Genomic DNA, 17,861 nt, shown 5'->3' with positions numbered 1-17,861 from the left:
GATGAAAATTGGATCAAAGTTGTTATTATCGTATTTTATATTAATTATCAGCATTTTTTTGATTACTAGCTTTACATTTCATTTCCTATCGCAGCGGTACTTGCTGAAGGAAACGGAGGTGCAGCTTAAGAAGGAAGCGAAAGTAATCAGCCAGGTGCTAAGCAGGTCTTCTTTTTCAAGCGAAGCAGTTCGTGAAAAACTAATGAACCGCCGGGCACTGGCGGTAACGGAGCGGTTAATGTCTTCGAAAATGATAATTTGGACGAGGGATCGGGACATTATTTATTCGGATTTAAGAGGGGTTTCTTTGGACGATGTCCTGGGGGAAAGTAAGGATCCTGGCTGGAACTTTGTCTCGGAAACGCTGGCTGTCACTTCGGAAAATGGGAAAACGATTGGATACGTGACCCTTGTGGCGAGACTTGATGAAGTGCAGAAGGTAAATCGTTTGATGCGACGATCCCAGTTGTTCAGTTTGTTGATATCCGCCGTGATTGCGGTTGTATTAGGGTTTATTTTTCAAAAAGGTTTAACAAGGCCGCTCAGAAACTTAACGGAGCATATGAAAAATTTCTCGCTTAGAGGCCGGGACCAGGAAATCAGGTTAAATTCAGGGGATGAAATTGGAGAATTGGCCGACAGCTTCAACGCCTTATCGCGCAAGCTTAAACAGTATGATGAGGAGCAAAAAGTGTTTTTTCAAAATGCCTCGCATGAGTTGAAGACACCGTTGATGGCGATTCAGGGAAACGCCGAGGGAATTTTGGATGGCGTGGTGAAGGGCAAGGACGTAAACAAAAGCCTGAACGTCATCATCGCCGAAAGCCAGCGCCTTAAGCGGATTGTGGAGGGCATTACGTATTTGGCGAAGCTGGAGAATGTGGAGGACTGCTTTAAATTTCAAGAGTGGCCGCTTGAGCAGCTGATTCAGGAGGCGGTTGAAAGCGTTGCGGCCCTTGCGGATCAGCGGGGTGTAAGGATTGAGGTGGAAACCGGGTCTTCGGGAATCATGAAGGTAGACCAGGAAAAACTGAAGCGCGCGTTGATAAATTTACTTGGGAATGCCATTCGTTATGCCGAATCGGAGGTGCGAGTGAAAGCGGCTTTTATGGGGGAGGATTATGGAAGGACATTAACGCTAGTGATGGAAGTCCGTGACGACGGCCCAGGCTTTGCACACGGCGAGGTTGAAAAAGTATTCCAGCGCTTTTACAGTGGTGATGCTGGCGGCTCGGGAATCGGTTTGGCCATTACCAAAGCCATTGTTGAAGGGCACGGCGGCTCAATTGTGGCGTGTAATGGGGAACTGGGCGGAGCGGTATTCCGAATTACCCTACATGAGATGGAGTAAGCAGCTTTAATTGACAGTTGCAGGAATGTAACTGTCGGATAAGTCCTGTTTACTGTCGGATAAGGGACCGTAACTGTCGGATAACCTACTTTAATTGTCGTTAAGTCCTGTTACTCTCGAATAAACGACGGTTACTCTCGGATAGGGATCAAATACTCTCGGATAGGGATCAAATACTCTCGGATAAAGCCGGTTTACTCTCGCATAAAGGATAAATACTCTCGACAGAGCCAACTTGCTCTCAACTAACTGCGGGCGCCCAGCCAAGAAGCGCCAAAAAAGTCATCCCTAGGCGTCGAATCTTGCAGTTTTCCCAGGAAATTTTGTAGAAATAACACCGCAAATTTCCTTGGCTTTTTTAAGTTGAAGTTGCTAAGCTATGATAACCATTCACCAATCCCCCCTCCACCCATAGGATATTACATAAGAATGGGTGGGAGGTTTTTTCTATGTATCCTTATTCAAATTACCTTGACGCGATAAACCGGCAAGGCAATAAATTGATAGGTGAAGTGGAAAGGGCGATCAATGGGGAGTACAGTGCCATTGATTGTTATGCCAAGCTGGCCAATTTGGCTTCTAACAAGGGAGAGCGAGAGCGAATCCTGGAAATTCGCCAGGATGAAATCAAACATTATCAGCAGTTTGTGGAAATATACCGAAGACTAACGGGGCAGCCTCCGCAGCCGAAAATTATCGAGGAATGTCCCGGTAATTACGTGAATGGGCTGGAGATTGCGTTGGTGGATGAACAGAAAACAGTCGATTTTTATATGGAAATTTCCGATACCGCTAACGATCCATTTATTAGAGAGGTTTTTCGAAGGGCAGCAGCGGACGAACAGAATCATGCGGTGTGGTTTTTGTACTTTTTTTCAAAAAGAAAATGAAAAATGTCCCCGGTAAGCAGTTTCCTTACCGGGGACATTTTGCTAGATGGAACATGATTAGTCCCCACTGCCACCTGAATCGCCTCCACTGTCGGAACTGCCATAATTATTATCGTTATCATTAGCGGTATCATGTAAATAATCTCTATCATCATGGTGATGGCCAGAGGATTTTTCTTTCTTAATGCTTGGAAAAATTAATAAAGCCAAGATAATCAATATGGTCCCAAAGAACTCTTGCGTTCCAAAAATAAGGTAAATACCCAAAATCAAGAGTGCTGCACCAACCAGCCTTTGAAGCAATCTTATTGCATTCAGAAATATCCCCCCTTATAAAATAATTATTTTCAAGTAGGACTTTTTATGTATTACGAACAGTTTACAACGGAGACTTGAACTTTTTGTTACATTTTTTAGAAACCAAAACTATCCAAGAAAATACTTGTATAATAAAAAGGTCAACTCATAACGAAAAATGGAGGAGTGATAAAAATGGCACGGAAGGCGCGTGTCCATGGAGCAGCTACAAGTCCTACATTTCCGCTGAAAAACCCTCATTATAGATGCACAGCCCATCAAATCCTATTTACCTGACCCGTTTTTAGAACACTATCAAAATTAACTAAAAACCGATTGTACGGATAAATTTTCTTTAAAAAAAGCTCTGTTAAAACTTAATGTTGATTTCACTGTGTTTGAAAATAAACGGAAAAATTCCGTTTAAATTGGGAAATACCCCTATTTCCTTGAAAATAAAGGAAGATTTTCCGTTTATATTATCCAATTCATTAAATTTTGTCTTATTTAGAGCAGTTAACCGGAATTTCTCCGCTTATATCTGCTTCATGTGCAATCTCTCTATATAATAGCCGGAATTTCTCCGCCTATGAATTATCATACCTACACGAAAATCAACAATGAATAATAACTGAGCCTTAAAAAAAGGAAAAATCTACTTTGGCAGAGGAGGGCAAGTCATGTGGGCATGCGTAACAAGTGTTGGTTTAAAAGGTATGGAAGGTTATCGGGTGAATGTCGAGGTCAGCACCTATATCGGGAATGATTCCTTTAAAATTGTCGGCCTGCCGGATGCGGCTGTGAAGGAATCGAAGGAACGGATCATGGCGGCACTACGTTCTTTGGGTTACACCTTTCATGGGCAAAAAATCACAGTCAATCTTTCACCGGCCGATCAAAAGAAAATGGGGGCGATGTTTGACCTGCCGATGGTAATTGGGTTGTTGATGAGCCTTCATGAGTTAGAGGTTTCAGTTCCGAAGGAAGTGGGCTTTATTGGGGCGCTATCGCTGGACGGAGCGGTTCAGTCTGTCGATGGATTGCTGCCTGCCATTCTTGCAGCAAAGAAGCTTGGGCTGCGAAGGCTCTACATACCGTTGGATGAACGGCTTCCACTTCTTGACTTGGAAGGCATAGAACTTATTTATGTTGATTCATTGCAGGATGTAATTGGGCATTTATCTGGTCAGTGGCAGCCGTCCGCTTTTTCGAAAATAATTGATGAGACTGGTAATGGTGATTTAGATTATATGGATCTTCGACAGGTTATCGGCCATGAAAAAGCCAAGCATGCCTTGGAAATTGCGGCTGCCGGAGAGCATCATGTGCTGATGACGGGTCCTCCAGGCTGCGGGAAAAGCCTTCTGGCGTGGAGCTTTCCTTCCATATTGCCGGCGCTAACGAAAGAAGCACAGCTTGAAGTCATGAGCCTATATCAGTTGGGCAGGGTAGACCATCCTCAGTCGAAGGTGCCGCCGTTTCGCAATCCTCACCATTCCGCATCGGGCGTTTCCATTATTGGAGGCGGCCAGTATCCAAAGCCAGGGGAAATTTCATTAGCCCACCGCGGCGTTTTGTTTTTAGATGAAATCGGAGAATTTTCGAAAAAGACATTGGACATGCTGCGGCAACCGCTTGAGAATGGCCAAATTACGATCAGCCGGACGCATGCAACGATTACCTATCCTGCTTCGTTTATTTTGATTGCGGCGATGAATCCCTGTCCATGCGGATACGCTGGGTCAAACACTCATTATTGTACGTGTTCGCCAAAGCAGGTTCATTTTTATCAAAACAAGCTATCTGGCCCGCTTCGTGACCGGTTTGATATTCACCTTAGCTTGGGACCGGTTGATTTTGAAGCGGCGGAGAGGAAGATGGAAGAAGCCTCAGAGGCGGTACGTAAAAGAGTTGAGGAGGCACGGCTAAGGCAGTATAACCGTTATGGAAAGCAGATTTGCAACAGCAGGGTTCCATATGAGACTCTTATGAAAACAAGCCCGCTGACAGAGGGGCAGCAGCGAACCCTAAATAATCTATTAAACAAAAAGGGGCTCAGCAACCGAGCCCAAATCAAAATCATTCGCCTCGCCCGGACTATCTCCGACCTCGAAAGAAGCCCCTGCATCACCGACCAAAGCATCGCAGAAGCTATTCGCTTGAACAACGGGAAATTGAAATGATGAACTATTTTTTAGCTAATAAGAAAGTATAAATTCAACTACGCCTCTGTCTTCGTCCTATCGGACTCGCCAATCGGCGAGTTTTCATTTAATCCTCTCCTTAATGTTTTCTATATGGACCAGGATTAGTAGAAAAATAACGCCTAATACAATAGCAGGTATAACCCAATTATCTATTTTGAATACCAAGAACACAGGAATAAAAAGGAACGACCCCAAGCCTGCGAAAGTGAAGCTTTTTAAAAAAGGATAGAGTACGAGAAATGCGAGAACAATTACGGGTGCTGTCAGAGGTTCGAACGCAATCATTCCGCCGATAAAGGTCGAAATTCCCATACCGCCTTTGAACTTAAGGAAAACCGGCTTGAGATGGCCAACAATGACAAACACCAGACCTAACAATTGAACCGTCTCCGAAAATTGCAGCAAATACCGCCCGGCAAGTACCACTGCTGCCCCTTTCAAAGCGTCACCCAGAAAAGTTAGAACAAAGGCCTTTTTTCCATAAACACGCCCAGCATTCCTTGCTCCGACATTCCCGCTGCCCTGCTCCCGGATGTCTTGCCCTTTCAACAACATGGACACCAAGTAGCCGAACATGATATTACCAACGATATAAGAAACAAGATAATACAACCAGACCATTGTCATCACTGCCTATACATGTACTTTTTAATATTATAATATGTATCTATTGTTTGGACGGAGATTTATTTAAAGCGGATATGTGCTTAAAATGTTAATAGGGTTCGGTCTCAAGGAACCGAACCCTATATATCTATATAAACAAAAGCAGGCTAATCGCCATTACAGCCATCCCGCCAATCAACCCATAGATGGACAGGTGTGCTTCATCATACCTTTTGGCGGCTGGCAGCAGCTCATCAAGGGAAATGAATACCATAATCCCGGCTACGGCGGCAAAGATAACCCCAAACATAATATCGTTCAGAAAGGGCATTAAGAATAGGTAAGCAGCTAGTGCCCCAATCGGCTCAGACAGCCCCGAAAGAAAGGACAACTTAAACGCTCTTTTTTTATCGCCGGTGGCAAAATAGACCGGAACAGAAACCGCAATTCCCTCAGGAATGTTATGAATGGCAATGGCCACAGCAATGGCGATTCCGAGCTTTGGATCCTGGAGGGCAGAGGTAAAGGTAGCAATCCCTTCTGGAAAGTTATGAATGCCAATCGCAAGGGCCGTGAATGTCCCCATTTTTAGTAAGTCTGGTTTCTTTCCGGCTGCTGCAACTGCCCCTCCAGAACCGGACATATCCTCGACCGTCCGAAGTTCATGCGGGTTGCTTTGCTTTGGAATAAATTTATCGATGCTGGCAATCAAAAGCATCCCCGCAAAGAAGCCGCCGACGGTCAGCCAGTTGCCAGGAACGGGTCCCATGGCATCCACTAGTGCCGTTTTTGCCTTCGCAAAAATCTCAATCATGGACACATAAATCATGACACCCGCGGAGAATCCAAGGGTGACCGAAAGAAACTTTGTATTCGTGTGCGAGGTGAAAAATGCAAGTATGCTGCCAATCCCAGTGGCAAGGCCGGCAAATAAAGTTAACCCAAAGGCCAGTAGCAGATTTTGAGTCACCTTTTTTCCTCCCTTTATAAAAACAAATTTATCTTTCTCGATGTTTTTCTTTCTTTTCAAAATAACATAAAAACAGTTATATTTTTATATGCGCGAACCCAGAAATGTTTCCTTTTGTGAGGCAGAAGAACCGTCCCCATGCATCAAAAAAACTGGCTAAATGGGGTAAGTTGCCCATTTAGCCAGTCGGGTGTTTCTGCTGTATTTCTTTATTGTAATTCCAATTGTTTCTTTAGTTCGGTTTGGATTCTTGTCTTTTCTTCTGGTGAGACCAGTCCATAGTAAATTTTATTGATCATTGCCCCGGTTTCTTTGATTTCCATTTGCTGAATCGTTTTTCCTGCGTCTTTATAATTTTTTTGGATGTCTGCCATTTGATCGAAGGTTAGGTTCGTTTTTATGTTTTTTCCAATTGCTTCAAAAATGGAGGAGAAATTTGTCAGGCTTGTTAGGCTCATGCCTTCATCAATTACTCCTTTAATGATCTGACGCTGTCTTAATTGCCGGCCAAAATCACCACGGGGGTCCTCATACCTCATTCTTGAAAAATTTAAAGCCTGCTCGCCATTAAGGTTTATTTCTCCTATAGGAAAGTGGAAATCCCCTTGGGAAAAATCAAAATCATTATAGACTTTGACACCTCCAACCGCATCGACAATATCCTGAAAGCCTTCCATATTGATCTGCATATAGTAATCAATTGGAATATCAAGAAATCCTTCGACGGTAGCCATGGACATGGGAATTCCGCCAAAAGCATAGGCATGGTTAATTTTATCCTCTGTTCCTTTTCCAACAATCTCGGTCCGGGTATCCCGCGGAATGCTGAGCATTTTAACAGAATTGGTATTTGGATTAACTGCCAATACGATTATCGTGTCGGAACGGCCTTTGTCCCCTTTTCGTTCATCAACACCGAGCATTAACACAGAAAATGGCTCCTTTTTTTCCAAAGCAACTGGCTGTTCCCGTTTTTCCGGCACGGTTCGTTTAACCGGCTGGTGCATGGTAACTACAGCCTCTTTGAGTGAGTGATAAACCATATACCCATAAACTCCGGCTGCAACAAAAACTAGTAAGAGAATAATACCCGCGGCTTTTATCCATTTCCTGCTTTTCCTCGAGTGAACCTCCATATAATGGACCTCCAATTTAGTTTCATAGTGAGTTGATAGTGATGTGGGTTAAGTGTTAGCAATATATTATCATCATTAGAAAAAAAATCCAATTACGATATATTAATAGTTTCATGGAGATTAAAATAATAGGACAGATTCCTGGTTTTTTACCATAATAAAAGGGGATACAGTTTTATAAAACTGTATCCCCTGTCAGCAGTTTTCTACTAGACTAGGTGTTTACTCCCCATTATCATCTTTATTTTGTTTTTTCTGCTGCTCCTGCAGGGCAATCAGAAGGTCGTGGATATCCACCTTGCCGTCCTTATTCAGGTCGTTTAAATTCATTTCTGGTGCTGTTGGCGCCTGCGGCACAGTCGGCGTAGAGCCCTGCCCACCTATATTCGCACTCGGTCCAGCGGCCGGAAGCACAGCCGCGGCCGCACTATTTTTCGAACCGCCGGCAAAGGTGAACACCAAAAGAATCAGAACTAGCAGACCGGCTACACCGTCACCAATATAGAAGAAGGTGGCATAATCGGACCAGAGCATCTTGCTCTTGCTCATTTTTTCCTCAGAATTGCCGATATACTCCTTTATTTCCGAGTGATTTGGATAAATCCGTTGGACTGCTTCGAATTTTTCCAAGGCATGTTTGTAGTAGCCGCCCCAATACAGTTCAAGGCCCTCTTTATAAAGCCGATTCGTTTCGCTCTTCGTATTTCTGACACCGGCTTGGTTCACAAATTCTTTGACGGTATTGACCGGTACGGCAAAGTTAAAGCCCTGCACCTCTTGACCGTTGACCGTATCGCCACGGAATGTCAGAAGCCCAATAATTTGCCCTTTTTCGTTAATGACAGGTCCGCCGCTATTTCCGTGTGTAGCCGCGGCGTTAATTTGAATTACCGGACTTCCTTGGTCGGTCTTTTTGTCAGTCGCGGAAATTTGCCCGGCATTCATGGTGGAAACGAGAGATGAATCAGGTGACAAAAGGTCCGAATCGGCAGCGGCAGGATACCCGCTTACCCAAATATTATCCTGGTTTTGGACTTCGCTAGAGTCACCAAGCGGGATGGTCGGCAGGTTCTTTCCCTCTATTTTTACGACGGCGGCGTCCTTCCCTTGGTTAATCGGCGCACCGTAGCTCTTAATTTCCCCATCGAGAACATCTCCGCCTGGTAAAATAACCTTTGTGACGCGCTTAATCTCCGTATACTGAGTATAGGCGACTAAATAATTATAAGCAGTATTGTAATCAACCTGGAAGTGGTCCGCCATGATGGTCACCAGCTGCTCGAAGGCTGCATCGGCCACCTCTTGGTCTGCCATTTTTCCATATTCGACGACATGGGCATTGGTAACGATATAGCCGTCAGAGCTAATAATCGCACCAGAACCCGATCCACCGATAAGCGTTTGATATTTTAACTGTTCCAAAACTGCTTCGACTTCAGGGTTGTAGTCATTAAACTGCCACCCAACCAATGCATAGTCAATAATTCGCACCACAGCAGGCTTCGTGTATTCATTCAGCCTTTGGGCTTGCGATACATTCCCTTTGGCAGGCTTGATGTTGATCAGGACAAAGGAAGCGACGATCGCCGCAATCAGCAGTAAGCTAATCGGAATGGTAAATAGGGCCCTCTTCTTCAATGCATGATTCACCTCTATATTCGGAATTTTTGAAAAACCAACAATGGCAATATATTCGGTGGAGGATTAATGGGAATTTGTACCTGAAAATTGGACTTTGAAGGCTGTTAGAAAGGGCGGGCTTAATTTCAAGGGGCATTTTGTTATAATGGATTTAGTGCCAACTAGCAATAATTTTTCAAAAAAATATTTAAAGGGTATAATGCTTTATAGAACAGACAATGGAGGTCATTATGGAAAAGCAATTAAAGGTTATGACAGTGTTTGGGACAAGGCCTGAAGCAATCAAAATGGCGCCGCTCGTGAAGGAGCTGGAAAAGCATCCGGAGCAAATCAAGTCAATTGTGACAGTGACAGCGCAGCACCGTGAAATGCTGGACCAAGTTTTGAATATTTTTGAAATCACGCCTGATTATGATTTAAATATAATGAAAGAAAGACAATCGTTGATAGGTGTGACCACCCGGGCCTTGGAAGGCCTTGACCAAGTTTTAGCCGATGTTAAACCTGATATCGTGCTGGTTCACGGCGATACATCGACAACGTTCGTGGCAAGTTTAGCAGCTTTTTATCATCAGATTCCAATTGGTCATGTGGAGGCGGGGCTTCGAACGCACAACAAATATTCACCTTACCCTGAAGAAATGAACCGGCAGCTGACAGGTGTTTTGGCTGATCTTCATTTTTCGCCAACGGTTCAGTCCAAGCAGAATCTTTTAGTGGAAAACAAGAAGGAAGAAGCTATTTTTATAACAGGTAATACCGCTATTGATGCGTTAAAGACGACCGTTAAAAGCCAATATTCGCATCCTGTATTAGAGAGACTTGGCAAAGATAGATTGGTGCTTATGACAGCCCACCGTCGCGAAAACACTGGTAAACCAATGGAGAACATGTTCAATGCCATCCGCCGTTTAGTTGAAAAGCACGATGATGTCCAGGTCGTTTACCCAGTACATATGAATCCGGTTGTTCGCGAGATTGCCGGTCGAATCTTGGGAGACAATGACCGAATTCATTTGATTGAACCGTTGGATGTCATTGATTTCCACAACTTTGCCTCGCGGGCATATTTGATTCTTACTGATTCCGGAGGTGTTCAAGAGGAAGCACCATCGTTAGGTGTTCCGGTTCTTGTACTAAGGGATACAACCGAACGTCCAGAAGGGATTGCCGCCGGCACGCTGAAGCTCGCGGGCACCGATGAAGAAACCATCTTCGGAATGGCTGACGAACTGCTTACGGATTCGGCCGCACACGACCAAATGGCTAAAGCCTCAAACCCTTACGGCGACGGCATCGCCTCTGGGCGCATCGTCCAAGCAATCCTCTACCACTTTGGAAAACAAGTGGAAAGACCAGGGGATTTTGGTATTGAATAAAAACGTGTCAGGCTCCACGCGTGGACATTTATTGAGTAAGATTTAAACCTGCTATAACTTTTATAGGTTTTGAACTTTTAGCCACCTTGTCTCTATTGTGCAGGCAAGGTGGCTTATTCCTATTTTCTTGTAGAAAGCGGCCCATCTGCATTGACACCCTCACAACAAGCCATTTACTTTCTTCTTTGACCCAGACGGAACTATACCAAGCATAAATAAAACCACCACCCGCTTCCTCAAAAAATAGGTCTCAGGTCGTAGTTTGTTTGCGATTCAAGTCTATAGCGGGCAGGAGTTTTTTCATGTATTGTGGAATTAATAGATGGAAATAACTTTCATTTGTTGGCAATTCATTTAATAATGAAACATTCACTTCTTTCATACGTATTAATAGAAGTGATGAAAAGTCAGGAGTCGATTAAAATGAATCCCATTCTTTCGTTAATTCTCCGCTCGTTTGTGGCTGTACCTGTTACCATTATTGCGGGCTTTGTCAGCTTTTTCTTTATGAACATAAACTTTCTGCCATCGATTGGTATTGCGATTGTCGCAGGAGTTCTAACCCATTTAATCCTTGGGCCAATCATGACTTCAACGTTTTTGAAAAAACACCAGCTGTCATGGAGGGAATACCGTTATATTCGGAAAAATTTAGCGGATGCCCAGAAAAAAATCCGCCGCTTAAATAAATCGCTATTCAGCATTCGCGACCTATCGTCTGTAAAGCAAAGAATTGATATTCTTCGTATCACCAAAAAGATTCAAAAGATGGCTATCAAAGAGCCAAAACGTTTTTATCAGGCCGAGCCATTTTATTTTTCTCACCTGGACTCAGTCATCGAGCTGACGGAAAAATACAACTTTCTATCCGCTCAGCCGAAAAAGAGTTTGGAAATTAATCAATCTTTGATTGAAACAAGACAGACCTTGAATGAACTTACCAAGGTACTAGAGGAAGATTTATATCATGTTGTCTCAGATGACGTGGACCATTTAAATTTTGAAATTGATGTTGCCAAACATACGATCAAAAAACAAAAAGAAGCCAAATTTCCTGAAGAAAATAGGTGGTTAAAATGACCGAAAATAATCCATTGCAAAAAGGTGATTTTTTAAATGACATTCTCGCTGACCCGTTTGGCGACGGGCTTCAGCCTGCGAAAAGCCCGGTGGTCCAGCAGCCTGGAGAAGCCCCAAGACCGCCAAAACTTATCGATGTTATTCCGGAGGAGCACCGTGCCAAAGCTTATCAGCTTGCTGAACAAATTGACCCGACCAACCATCAGGCGATGATTCAGTACGGGACACAGGCACAAGGAAAGTTGCTTTCGTTTTCTCACGCGATGCTTGAGCATGTTCAGCAAAAGGACGTCGGTGAAATTGGCGAAATCATTAGCGATTTAATGAAGCGCCTCAACGAAGTGAATCCGGACGAGCTAAAGGATAGCAAGCCGTCCTTTTTTGGACGGATGTTTGGAAAAATCTCCAGCTCGCTTCAGGAAGTTCTGTCCAAATATCAGAAAACGGGAGCACAAATTGACCGCATCAGCGTGAAGCTGGAGCGCAGCAAAAACGTGCTGTTATCCGATATTAAGCTGCTCGAACAGCTTTACGAAACGAATAAGGAATATTTTCATGCCCTCAATGTCTATATTGCGGCCGGTGAAATAAAGCTTGAGGAAATGCACGAAAAGACAATCCCTCAGCTAAAAAGAGAGGCAGAATCCACCAATGACCAAATGAAGTTTCAAGAGGTCAACGATATGATTCAATTTGCGGACCGGCTCGATAAACGTCTCCATGATTTGAAGCTAAGCAGGGAAATCACGATTCAAAGTGCACCGCAAATTCGCCTGATTCAAAACACAAACCAGGCATTAGTGGAAAAAATTCAATCTTCCATTGTCACAGCCATTCCGTTATGGAAAAACCAAGTGGCGATTGCACTGACACTCATCCGCCAGCGCCATGCGGTCGAGGCTCAGAAGCAGGTATCCAAAACTACTAACGAACTTCTACTAAAAAATGCTGAAATGCTGAAAACAAATACAATTGAAACGGCCAAAGAAAACGAGCGCGGACTTGTCGATATCGAAACGCTCAAGAAAACACAGGAAAACCTGATCTCCACACTGGAGGAGACGCTGAGAATCCAGGAGGAAGGCCGCCACAAACGCCGGATTGCCGAGCAGGAACTTGCCACGATGGAAAACGACTTAAAACTTAAGCTCCTTGAAATCAAAGGAAAATAAGAAATGCCCCCGCAAAGGACACGTTCAGGATGCGGGGGCTATTTTTTTGTAAGACAAAATTTGCCCTTAAACCGCTCTGAGAATCGTCGCAAAAAAAGACATGAGATCTTAATAATACCTTTTTAAAAGTTACTCGCTCGAAATGAGGTTTTACTCGTCGGAAGATAGGCTTTACTCGCCCAACCCCGTTTCATGAGTCAACCCACAACCCCAAAATCTGTTGTCCGCAGCCCTAGACCTGTGTCAATTATTCACCGGTACCGCATCATAGTATTCCTCTAGGGTAATCCCATGTTTGTTTATAACCTTGGCGATGGCTTTACTAACATAACGAAGGTGCCATGGTTCGTATTTGTAGCCGGTGATGGATTCTTTTCCTTTCGGGTAGCGGATAATGAAGCCATACTCGTCTGCATGGTTCGCGAGCCACTTGGCCTCCACCGTTCCCGCAAAGCAATCCTCCGCAGGGCATTTTCCGTTCCCGGCCGTCACATCAATGGCAAGACCCGTTTCATGCTCGCTTGTCCCAGGCTCGGCACTATACATTTTCGCTTTTTTAATGCCATCTTGATTGACGTAATAATTGAACAACGCCTTTTGTGCGGTATATGATCGATAGGCCGAAACTCCGGCAAGACTGATGCCCTGTTCTTCGGCAGCGGCAAATAATTTTTCGATAGCCGCAGCCGCTTCCTTTCGCATTTTTTGTTTTTCCGCTTTTTTATTAGAAATAAACGGGATGCTTGGATACACTAAATCCTCAGGTTGATAGTTTTCAGGTAAGATATTGTACTGATTTACAAGCACAGGAATACTTTCTGGGTTGAAAACCTCTTGCACCTGCTCCTCACGGTGTTCCGACTTTTTCTTAGAGGCAGCAGATGAGGAGTTGTTCTTACCATCAGATTCGGTCTGCGTTACACCTTTATCGTCCTGGGAAAAAAAGCTTTTCCCCATGCAGCCGGTTAAAGGGAAGATGAGAAGCATCAAACTAGTTATCACAGAAAATATTTTTACCATCGCAAACTTCCTTTTTAAAAAATGAATTTGATAACAGCATGGACACAATAAAGCCACTTTTAAACATGCTTATAAAAATAAGCCCCACTAGCAACGAGGCCCTTTTTCCTATAAACAAAGGCATGATCATATTGTCAGTAGACTAATCTTATGTGAATTTTCAAAAAAATTAGTACCCAAGACTCTTTTCATTTTAAATTAGGTTATTTATGCTGTTTACAAACACATAAATCGTACGAAACGGCAAAGCTATTGAAAAATGGTGACGCAAAGCTATAGGGGCTAATGTTTAACAACGATGCTAGCCAGCTACCGAACACGAATACTCCAACGGTTTATGTAAAGACAAGTGAGGAGGTTTTCATGTGTTAAAATTATGGCAAAAGGGAAAATACTATTATCATGTCTATCTGTACCGACATAATGAGTTGCTACAGCAGGATTGTTTATGCGAGAAGCTAAGGTGGAAGTTGAAGATTAAAGCCATCTATCATAATAGCAAAGCGATTGAAATTGGATTTAAACTAAATCCTATAACCTGAAAAATGGTTTCTTTTAAGATAGCAAATCCTTAAGGTGAAATAAGATGAAAAATGTCAGAGGGACAAGGAATCTTTCGACACATTCCTCGCCACGACAAAAAGAAATCGGCTGTTCCCCAGCCGATTTCTTTTTACATCTATACATATATTAGTGTGACATTACAGCGCTGCCATCATCATGTCCGTCTTTAGTCACCTTCAGAACCGCTACAGCTCCTTTGGTAGCATGGTTGAATTGGTGGGTTACTATTGGATAGCTGCCTTCTTTTGTTACAGTGAACTCAACCACGGCGCCGCCACTTGCTGGCAGAAGCACGGTTTGCATACCTTTCATGTGGTTGAATGGATTTCCGTCGATATACACCTCATCAAAAACAGTTCCGACTACATGGAAGCTAGAAACCTCATTCGGACCTACGTTGTCGACATAAAGTCTCACTCTGTCACCAACCTTGGCAAGGAGTGGTTTGTCAACAAGGGAGCCAACGGCACCGTTTGTATTTGGGTCACCGTCTTTAAGGGCCTTGGCGGAAAAGACTACGTATTTAGGAACCCCATTCGTAAAGTCGTCAAGGTTGTTATATTTATACCATTCGTTTTGCACAATCGCATACTCGCGTGTCACCTGAGAATCAGTAGGGTAGCCTTCCTTCGGTTTCACAATAATCATGCCATGCATCCCATTCGCAATATGAGCGAGCACTGGCTTCGTACCGCAGTGGTACATAAATACGCCAGGATTGTCAGCAGGATAGCTGAAGCTGCCAGTATGATCCGGCATGACATTCGCAAAATCAGCGGAAGGTGCCGCATGTACGGCATGGAAGTCCATGCTGTGCGGGATGGATGGATCCATATTCTTTAAGGTAAAATTAATTTTATCTCCTTGGTTGACAACAATTACTGGACCAGGCGCTTCGCCGTTAAATGTCCAAGCCTTATACATTTCGCCTTTATTGATTTCAATGTCAGTAATTTGGGCAGTCATTTCAATATTGACTTCATGCTCACCAATTCGGTCGATTTTAATCGGAGTCGGTTTTTGGTTTAGGTCTTTATGGGGTGCGAATACTTCAACTGCCGGCTTCTGATCAGACTGAGCCTCTACCTTTTTTTCCACTGAAAGATCAGCTTTCCCACAAGCACCAAGAATTAAAGCGGATGTGACGACCATTGCTGCAACTTTTGTAAACTTACCCATTTTTCTTCCCTCCATTAGAACTCCTAATTTTTTTGGTTGATTAATGATTACACTTTCATTTTACTTTTATTAGAAATGCTCCTAGTGATGCTGGTCACTCAAAATAGGGGTGTTCTTGAACAATTTGTGAATGAGTGAGCAAAGTGATATTTATATGGTGTAAATACTAATTTCTCAGCTGATAGTGGTAATTCTATTAATAAAAGGAGGCGCTTTTTTTGAAAAATAAAAACGATGAAACAAGCGAAGGTTTGAATCAAATTTTTGAAATTATTAATGCAAAAGGAGATGAAGGGGAACTTCGGGAGATTGTAAAAAATAATCAAGAAAAACAGTCGCCCGAAATACGGTCACAGAAGCAATAAACCCCCTGGAACTAGAAGCTAATTTCTAGTTCCTATTTTTATGTGCATAACGTGTATAACTTGTGGATAAGTCTTTGCTGATTGTGGGTAACTAGTGTATATTTGTGGGTATTTGACTTTTTAGAAAAATATTTTTTGGGGTCAAAACGTGGATAACCTGTATAAATCTGTTGATAACCTTGTGGATATTGTTAAAAACTTGTTTATAAACTATGGATAGGTAAAACAACCCTGTGGACAGTCTGATTTTTTCCCCTCTTAGAATATGACATTTGTCACCTAATTTTGATGACAATGCTTACTAAAAAGCTACGCCTCCTCAACGTACAATGAAATCAAGTAATCAGGAGGTGTTCATAAATGAACGAAATTTTAACTGTAACCAATGTGACAAAGTCATTCCAACATAAAAAGGCAGTAAAGGATGTTTCTTTTTCCATTACAAAAGGTGAAGTGGTTGCAATCCTTGGACCGAACGGTGCCGGAAAGACAACGACGATATCAATGATATTGGGACTGCTTAAGCCCACGTCTGGCGAAGTCCGGTTGTTCAATCTTCCTCCACAAGAAAAGCAGGTTCGAGAAAAAATCGGCACGATGCTTCAGGAGGTCAGTGTGATGCAGGGTCTTAAAGTTTGCGAAGTCCTTGAGTTAATCAGAAGCTATTATCCACAGCCTCTGCCAATGAAGGAACTGATTGAGCTGACGGGCCTTACCGACCAGGATTTAAAAACAAGGGCTGAAAAGTTATCAGGAGGTCAAAAACGGCGGCTTAGCTTTGCACTGGCCCTAGCGGGAAACCCGGAGATGATTATTTTTGACGAACCGACAGTCGGTATGGATATTACCTCGAGGAAACGCTTTTGGCAAACGGTCCGAACACTCGCGGACCAAGGAAAAACGATCATCTTTTCAACACACTACTTACAGGAAGCGGATGACACGGCCGACAGGATTTTATTGTTTAAAGACGGAGAGATTGCTGCCGACGGAACCCCAGCGCAAATTAAAGCAAGCATATCCAAACAGTCCGTTTCCTTTGTCGTTGACCCTGGAATATCACTTGAAAAACTATATCTTAACATCGAAATCCATGATATTTTTCGAAAAAATAACCGTGTCTACATTCATACGGATAACACGGATCGAATTCTTGAGCTGCTTTTTCAAGAAAAAATTGGTGCACGTGACATCCAAATTGAACGAGGAAAGCTGGAGGAAGCGTTTGAGCAGCTGACCAGCGAAACAAAGGAGGCCATCTAAATGAAGACTTTTAAAATGCAATGTAAAACAGAAATCATCAGGGTGCTGAGGAATCGCTATTTTGTGTTTTGGTCGCTGCTGATGCCGATTATTTTCTATTATGTTTTCACAAATTTAGTGAATGCTGATGTTCCGAATAAAGCCGAGTGGCAGGCGCATTATTTAATGTCAATGACGGTGTTCAGCGTGATGGGTTCGTCGATGATGACGCTCGGAATTCGCATGGTGCAGGAGCGTTCCCAAGGATGGTCGACGTTCATCCGCACGACACCGCTGCCCGATACGGTTTATTTTGCGGCGCAAATGGTCGGGCAGAGCGTGATTCATGCTGTGTCCATCACAATTATTTTTATTGCAGGTGCGCTAATTAACGGGGTTTCGTTAACGGCATTCGAATGGATCATGAGCGGGTTGTGGATTCTGCTGGCCTCCTTGCCATTCCTTGCGATTGGCACCTTGATTGGCTTGATGAAAAAGGTAGAAACAGCGGCAGGTATCAGCAATGTGCTGTACATGGTGCTTGCGGTTTCCGGGGGCTTGTGGATGCCGCTTGATGTGATGCCAAAAATCATGCAAACTATCGGAAAATGGCTTCCGTCCTATAATTTCGGCAGCGGGGCCTGGGAGATTGTCCGCGGCGGGATGCCGGATTGGAAAAATATTCTGATTCTTATCGCCTATTTGGCCCTGTTCATGCTACTATCGAAGTATATTAGAAGAAAACAAGAAGCGGTGTGATAA

General features: G+C 43.4%; 17 protein-coding genes and 1 riboswitch. Of the genes, 10 read left to right on the top strand and 7 right to left on the bottom strand.

Features of this window, described 5'->3' with window-relative positions:
- Window position 1: 1 nt before the first annotated feature.
- Entirely contained in the window at window positions 2-1,351 is a 1,350-nt protein-coding gene (locus ACNQGS_RS20690; RefSeq protein WP_491489015.1) for a sensor histidine kinase, read from the top strand.
- 449 nt (window positions 1,352-1,800) lie between these two features.
- Window positions 1,801-2,241, top strand: a complete 441-nt coding sequence (locus ACNQGS_RS20685) for a ferritin-like domain-containing protein (protein ID WP_491489014.1) — start codon at window positions 1,801-1,803, stop codon at window positions 2,239-2,241.
- 57 nt (window positions 2,242-2,298) lie between these two features.
- Here the strand turns inward: ACNQGS_RS20685 and ACNQGS_RS20680 are convergent, their stop codons facing one another.
- Window positions 2,299-2,544, bottom strand: a complete 246-nt coding sequence (locus tag ACNQGS_RS20680) for a hypothetical protein (RefSeq protein ID WP_491489013.1) — start codon at window positions 2,542-2,544, stop codon at window positions 2,299-2,301.
- A gap of 674 nt (window positions 2,545-3,218) precedes the next feature.
- Between ACNQGS_RS20680 and ACNQGS_RS20675 the strand changes: the two genes are divergently transcribed.
- Window positions 3,219-4,721, top strand: a complete 1,503-nt coding sequence (locus ACNQGS_RS20675) for a YifB family Mg chelatase-like AAA ATPase (protein WP_491489012.1) — start codon at window positions 3,219-3,221, stop codon at window positions 4,719-4,721.
- Window positions 4,722-4,805: 84 nt separating this feature from the next.
- On the opposite strand, the gene ACNQGS_RS20670 is transcribed toward ACNQGS_RS20675, so the two are convergent.
- The 4 genes from ACNQGS_RS20670 to ACNQGS_RS20655 form a co-directional block, all read right to left on the bottom strand.
- Window positions 4,806-5,366, bottom strand: a complete 561-nt coding sequence (locus ACNQGS_RS20670; RefSeq protein ID WP_491489011.1) for a glycerol-3-phosphate acyltransferase — start codon at window positions 5,364-5,366, stop codon at window positions 4,806-4,808.
- Between the two features lie 133 nt (window positions 5,367-5,499).
- Complete coding sequence (zupT, locus tag ACNQGS_RS20665; RefSeq protein WP_491489010.1) at window positions 5,500-6,321, bottom strand: zinc transporter ZupT; 822 nt, start codon at window positions 6,319-6,321, stop codon at window positions 5,500-5,502.
- A 209-nt stretch (window positions 6,322-6,530) separates the two neighbouring features.
- On the bottom strand, window positions 6,531-7,457 hold the full coding sequence (locus tag ACNQGS_RS20660; RefSeq protein WP_491489009.1) for an LCP family glycopolymer transferase: 927 nt from the start codon (window positions 7,455-7,457) through the stop codon (window positions 6,531-6,533).
- A 222-nt stretch (window positions 7,458-7,679) separates the two neighbouring features.
- On the bottom strand, window positions 7,680-9,095 hold the full coding sequence (locus ACNQGS_RS20655; RefSeq protein ID WP_491489008.1) for a S1C family serine protease: 1,416 nt from the start codon (window positions 9,093-9,095) through the stop codon (window positions 7,680-7,682).
- A 233-nt stretch (window positions 9,096-9,328) separates the two neighbouring features.
- Here ACNQGS_RS20655 and wecB point away from each other — a divergent pair, with 233 nt between their 5' ends.
- The 3 genes from wecB to ACNQGS_RS20640 all read left to right on the top strand — a co-directional run bounded on the left by wecB (window position 9,329) and on the right by ACNQGS_RS20640 (window position 12,729).
- Window positions 9,329-10,477 carry a non-hydrolyzing UDP-N-acetylglucosamine 2-epimerase gene (wecB, locus tag ACNQGS_RS20650; RefSeq protein ID WP_491489007.1) on the top strand — a complete coding sequence of 383 codons (1,149 nt, stop codon included), beginning with the start codon at window positions 9,329-9,331 and terminating at the stop codon, window positions 10,475-10,477.
- Between the two features lie 423 nt (window positions 10,478-10,900).
- A complete protein-coding gene (locus ACNQGS_RS20645; protein WP_491489006.1) occupies window positions 10,901-11,557 on the top strand; it encodes a 5-bromo-4-chloroindolyl phosphate hydrolysis family protein in 657 nt (218 codons plus the stop codon).
- Window positions 11,554-12,729, top strand: a complete 1,176-nt coding sequence (locus tag ACNQGS_RS20640) for a toxic anion resistance protein (RefSeq protein ID WP_491489005.1) — start codon at window positions 11,554-11,556, stop codon at window positions 12,727-12,729. Before ACNQGS_RS20645 ends, ACNQGS_RS20640 begins: the two co-directional genes overlap by 4 nt.
- Before the next feature lie 243 nt (window positions 12,730-12,972).
- Here ACNQGS_RS20640 and ACNQGS_RS20635 read toward each other — a convergent pair whose 3' ends face one another.
- Window positions 12,973-13,749, bottom strand: coding sequence for a M15 family metallopeptidase (locus ACNQGS_RS20635; RefSeq protein ID WP_491489004.1), 777 nt, complete (start codon window positions 13,747-13,749; stop codon window positions 12,973-12,975).
- A gap of 232 nt (window positions 13,750-13,981) precedes the next feature.
- Window positions 13,982-14,066: riboswitch (cyclic di-GMP riboswitch) on the top strand.
- Window positions 14,067-14,114: 48 nt separating this feature from the next.
- Here ACNQGS_RS20635 and ACNQGS_RS20630 point away from each other — a divergent pair.
- Entirely contained in the window at window positions 14,115-14,291 is a 177-nt protein-coding gene (locus tag ACNQGS_RS20630) for a hypothetical protein (protein ID WP_491489003.1), read from the top strand.
- Window positions 14,292-14,439: 148 nt separating this feature from the next.
- Here the strand turns inward: ACNQGS_RS20630 and ACNQGS_RS20625 are convergent, their stop codons facing one another.
- Window positions 14,440-15,465: a multicopper oxidase domain-containing protein gene (locus ACNQGS_RS20625; RefSeq protein WP_491489036.1), complete on the bottom strand. Its 1,026-nt coding sequence runs from the start codon at window positions 15,463-15,465 to the stop codon at window positions 14,440-14,442.
- Window positions 15,466-15,710: 245 nt separating this feature from the next.
- Here ACNQGS_RS20625 and ACNQGS_RS20620 point away from each other — a divergent pair, with 245 nt between their 5' ends.
- From ACNQGS_RS20620 to ACNQGS_RS20610, 3 genes are all read left to right on the top strand, one after another.
- Window positions 15,711-15,857, top strand: coding sequence for a hypothetical protein (locus tag ACNQGS_RS20620; RefSeq protein ID WP_464491616.1), 147 nt, complete (start codon window positions 15,711-15,713; stop codon window positions 15,855-15,857).
- Between the two features lie 360 nt (window positions 15,858-16,217).
- The gene (locus ACNQGS_RS20615) at window positions 16,218-17,120 is read left to right on the top strand and encodes an ABC transporter ATP-binding protein (protein ID WP_491489002.1); all 903 of its coding nucleotides are present in this window, start codon (window positions 16,218-16,220) and stop codon (window positions 17,118-17,120) included.
- The gene (locus tag ACNQGS_RS20610; protein WP_491489000.1) at window positions 17,121-17,858 is read left to right on the top strand and encodes an ABC transporter permease; all 738 of its coding nucleotides are present in this window, start codon (window positions 17,121-17,123) and stop codon (window positions 17,856-17,858) included.
- The last annotated feature ends 3 nt before the right edge of the window (window positions 17,859-17,861 follow it).

It is taken from the genome of Neobacillus sp. PVCKKU3 (assembly GCF_058323225.1).
Note: the sequence above shows the minus strand (reverse complement) of the source record. Positions and strands in the feature narration are given on the sequence as shown.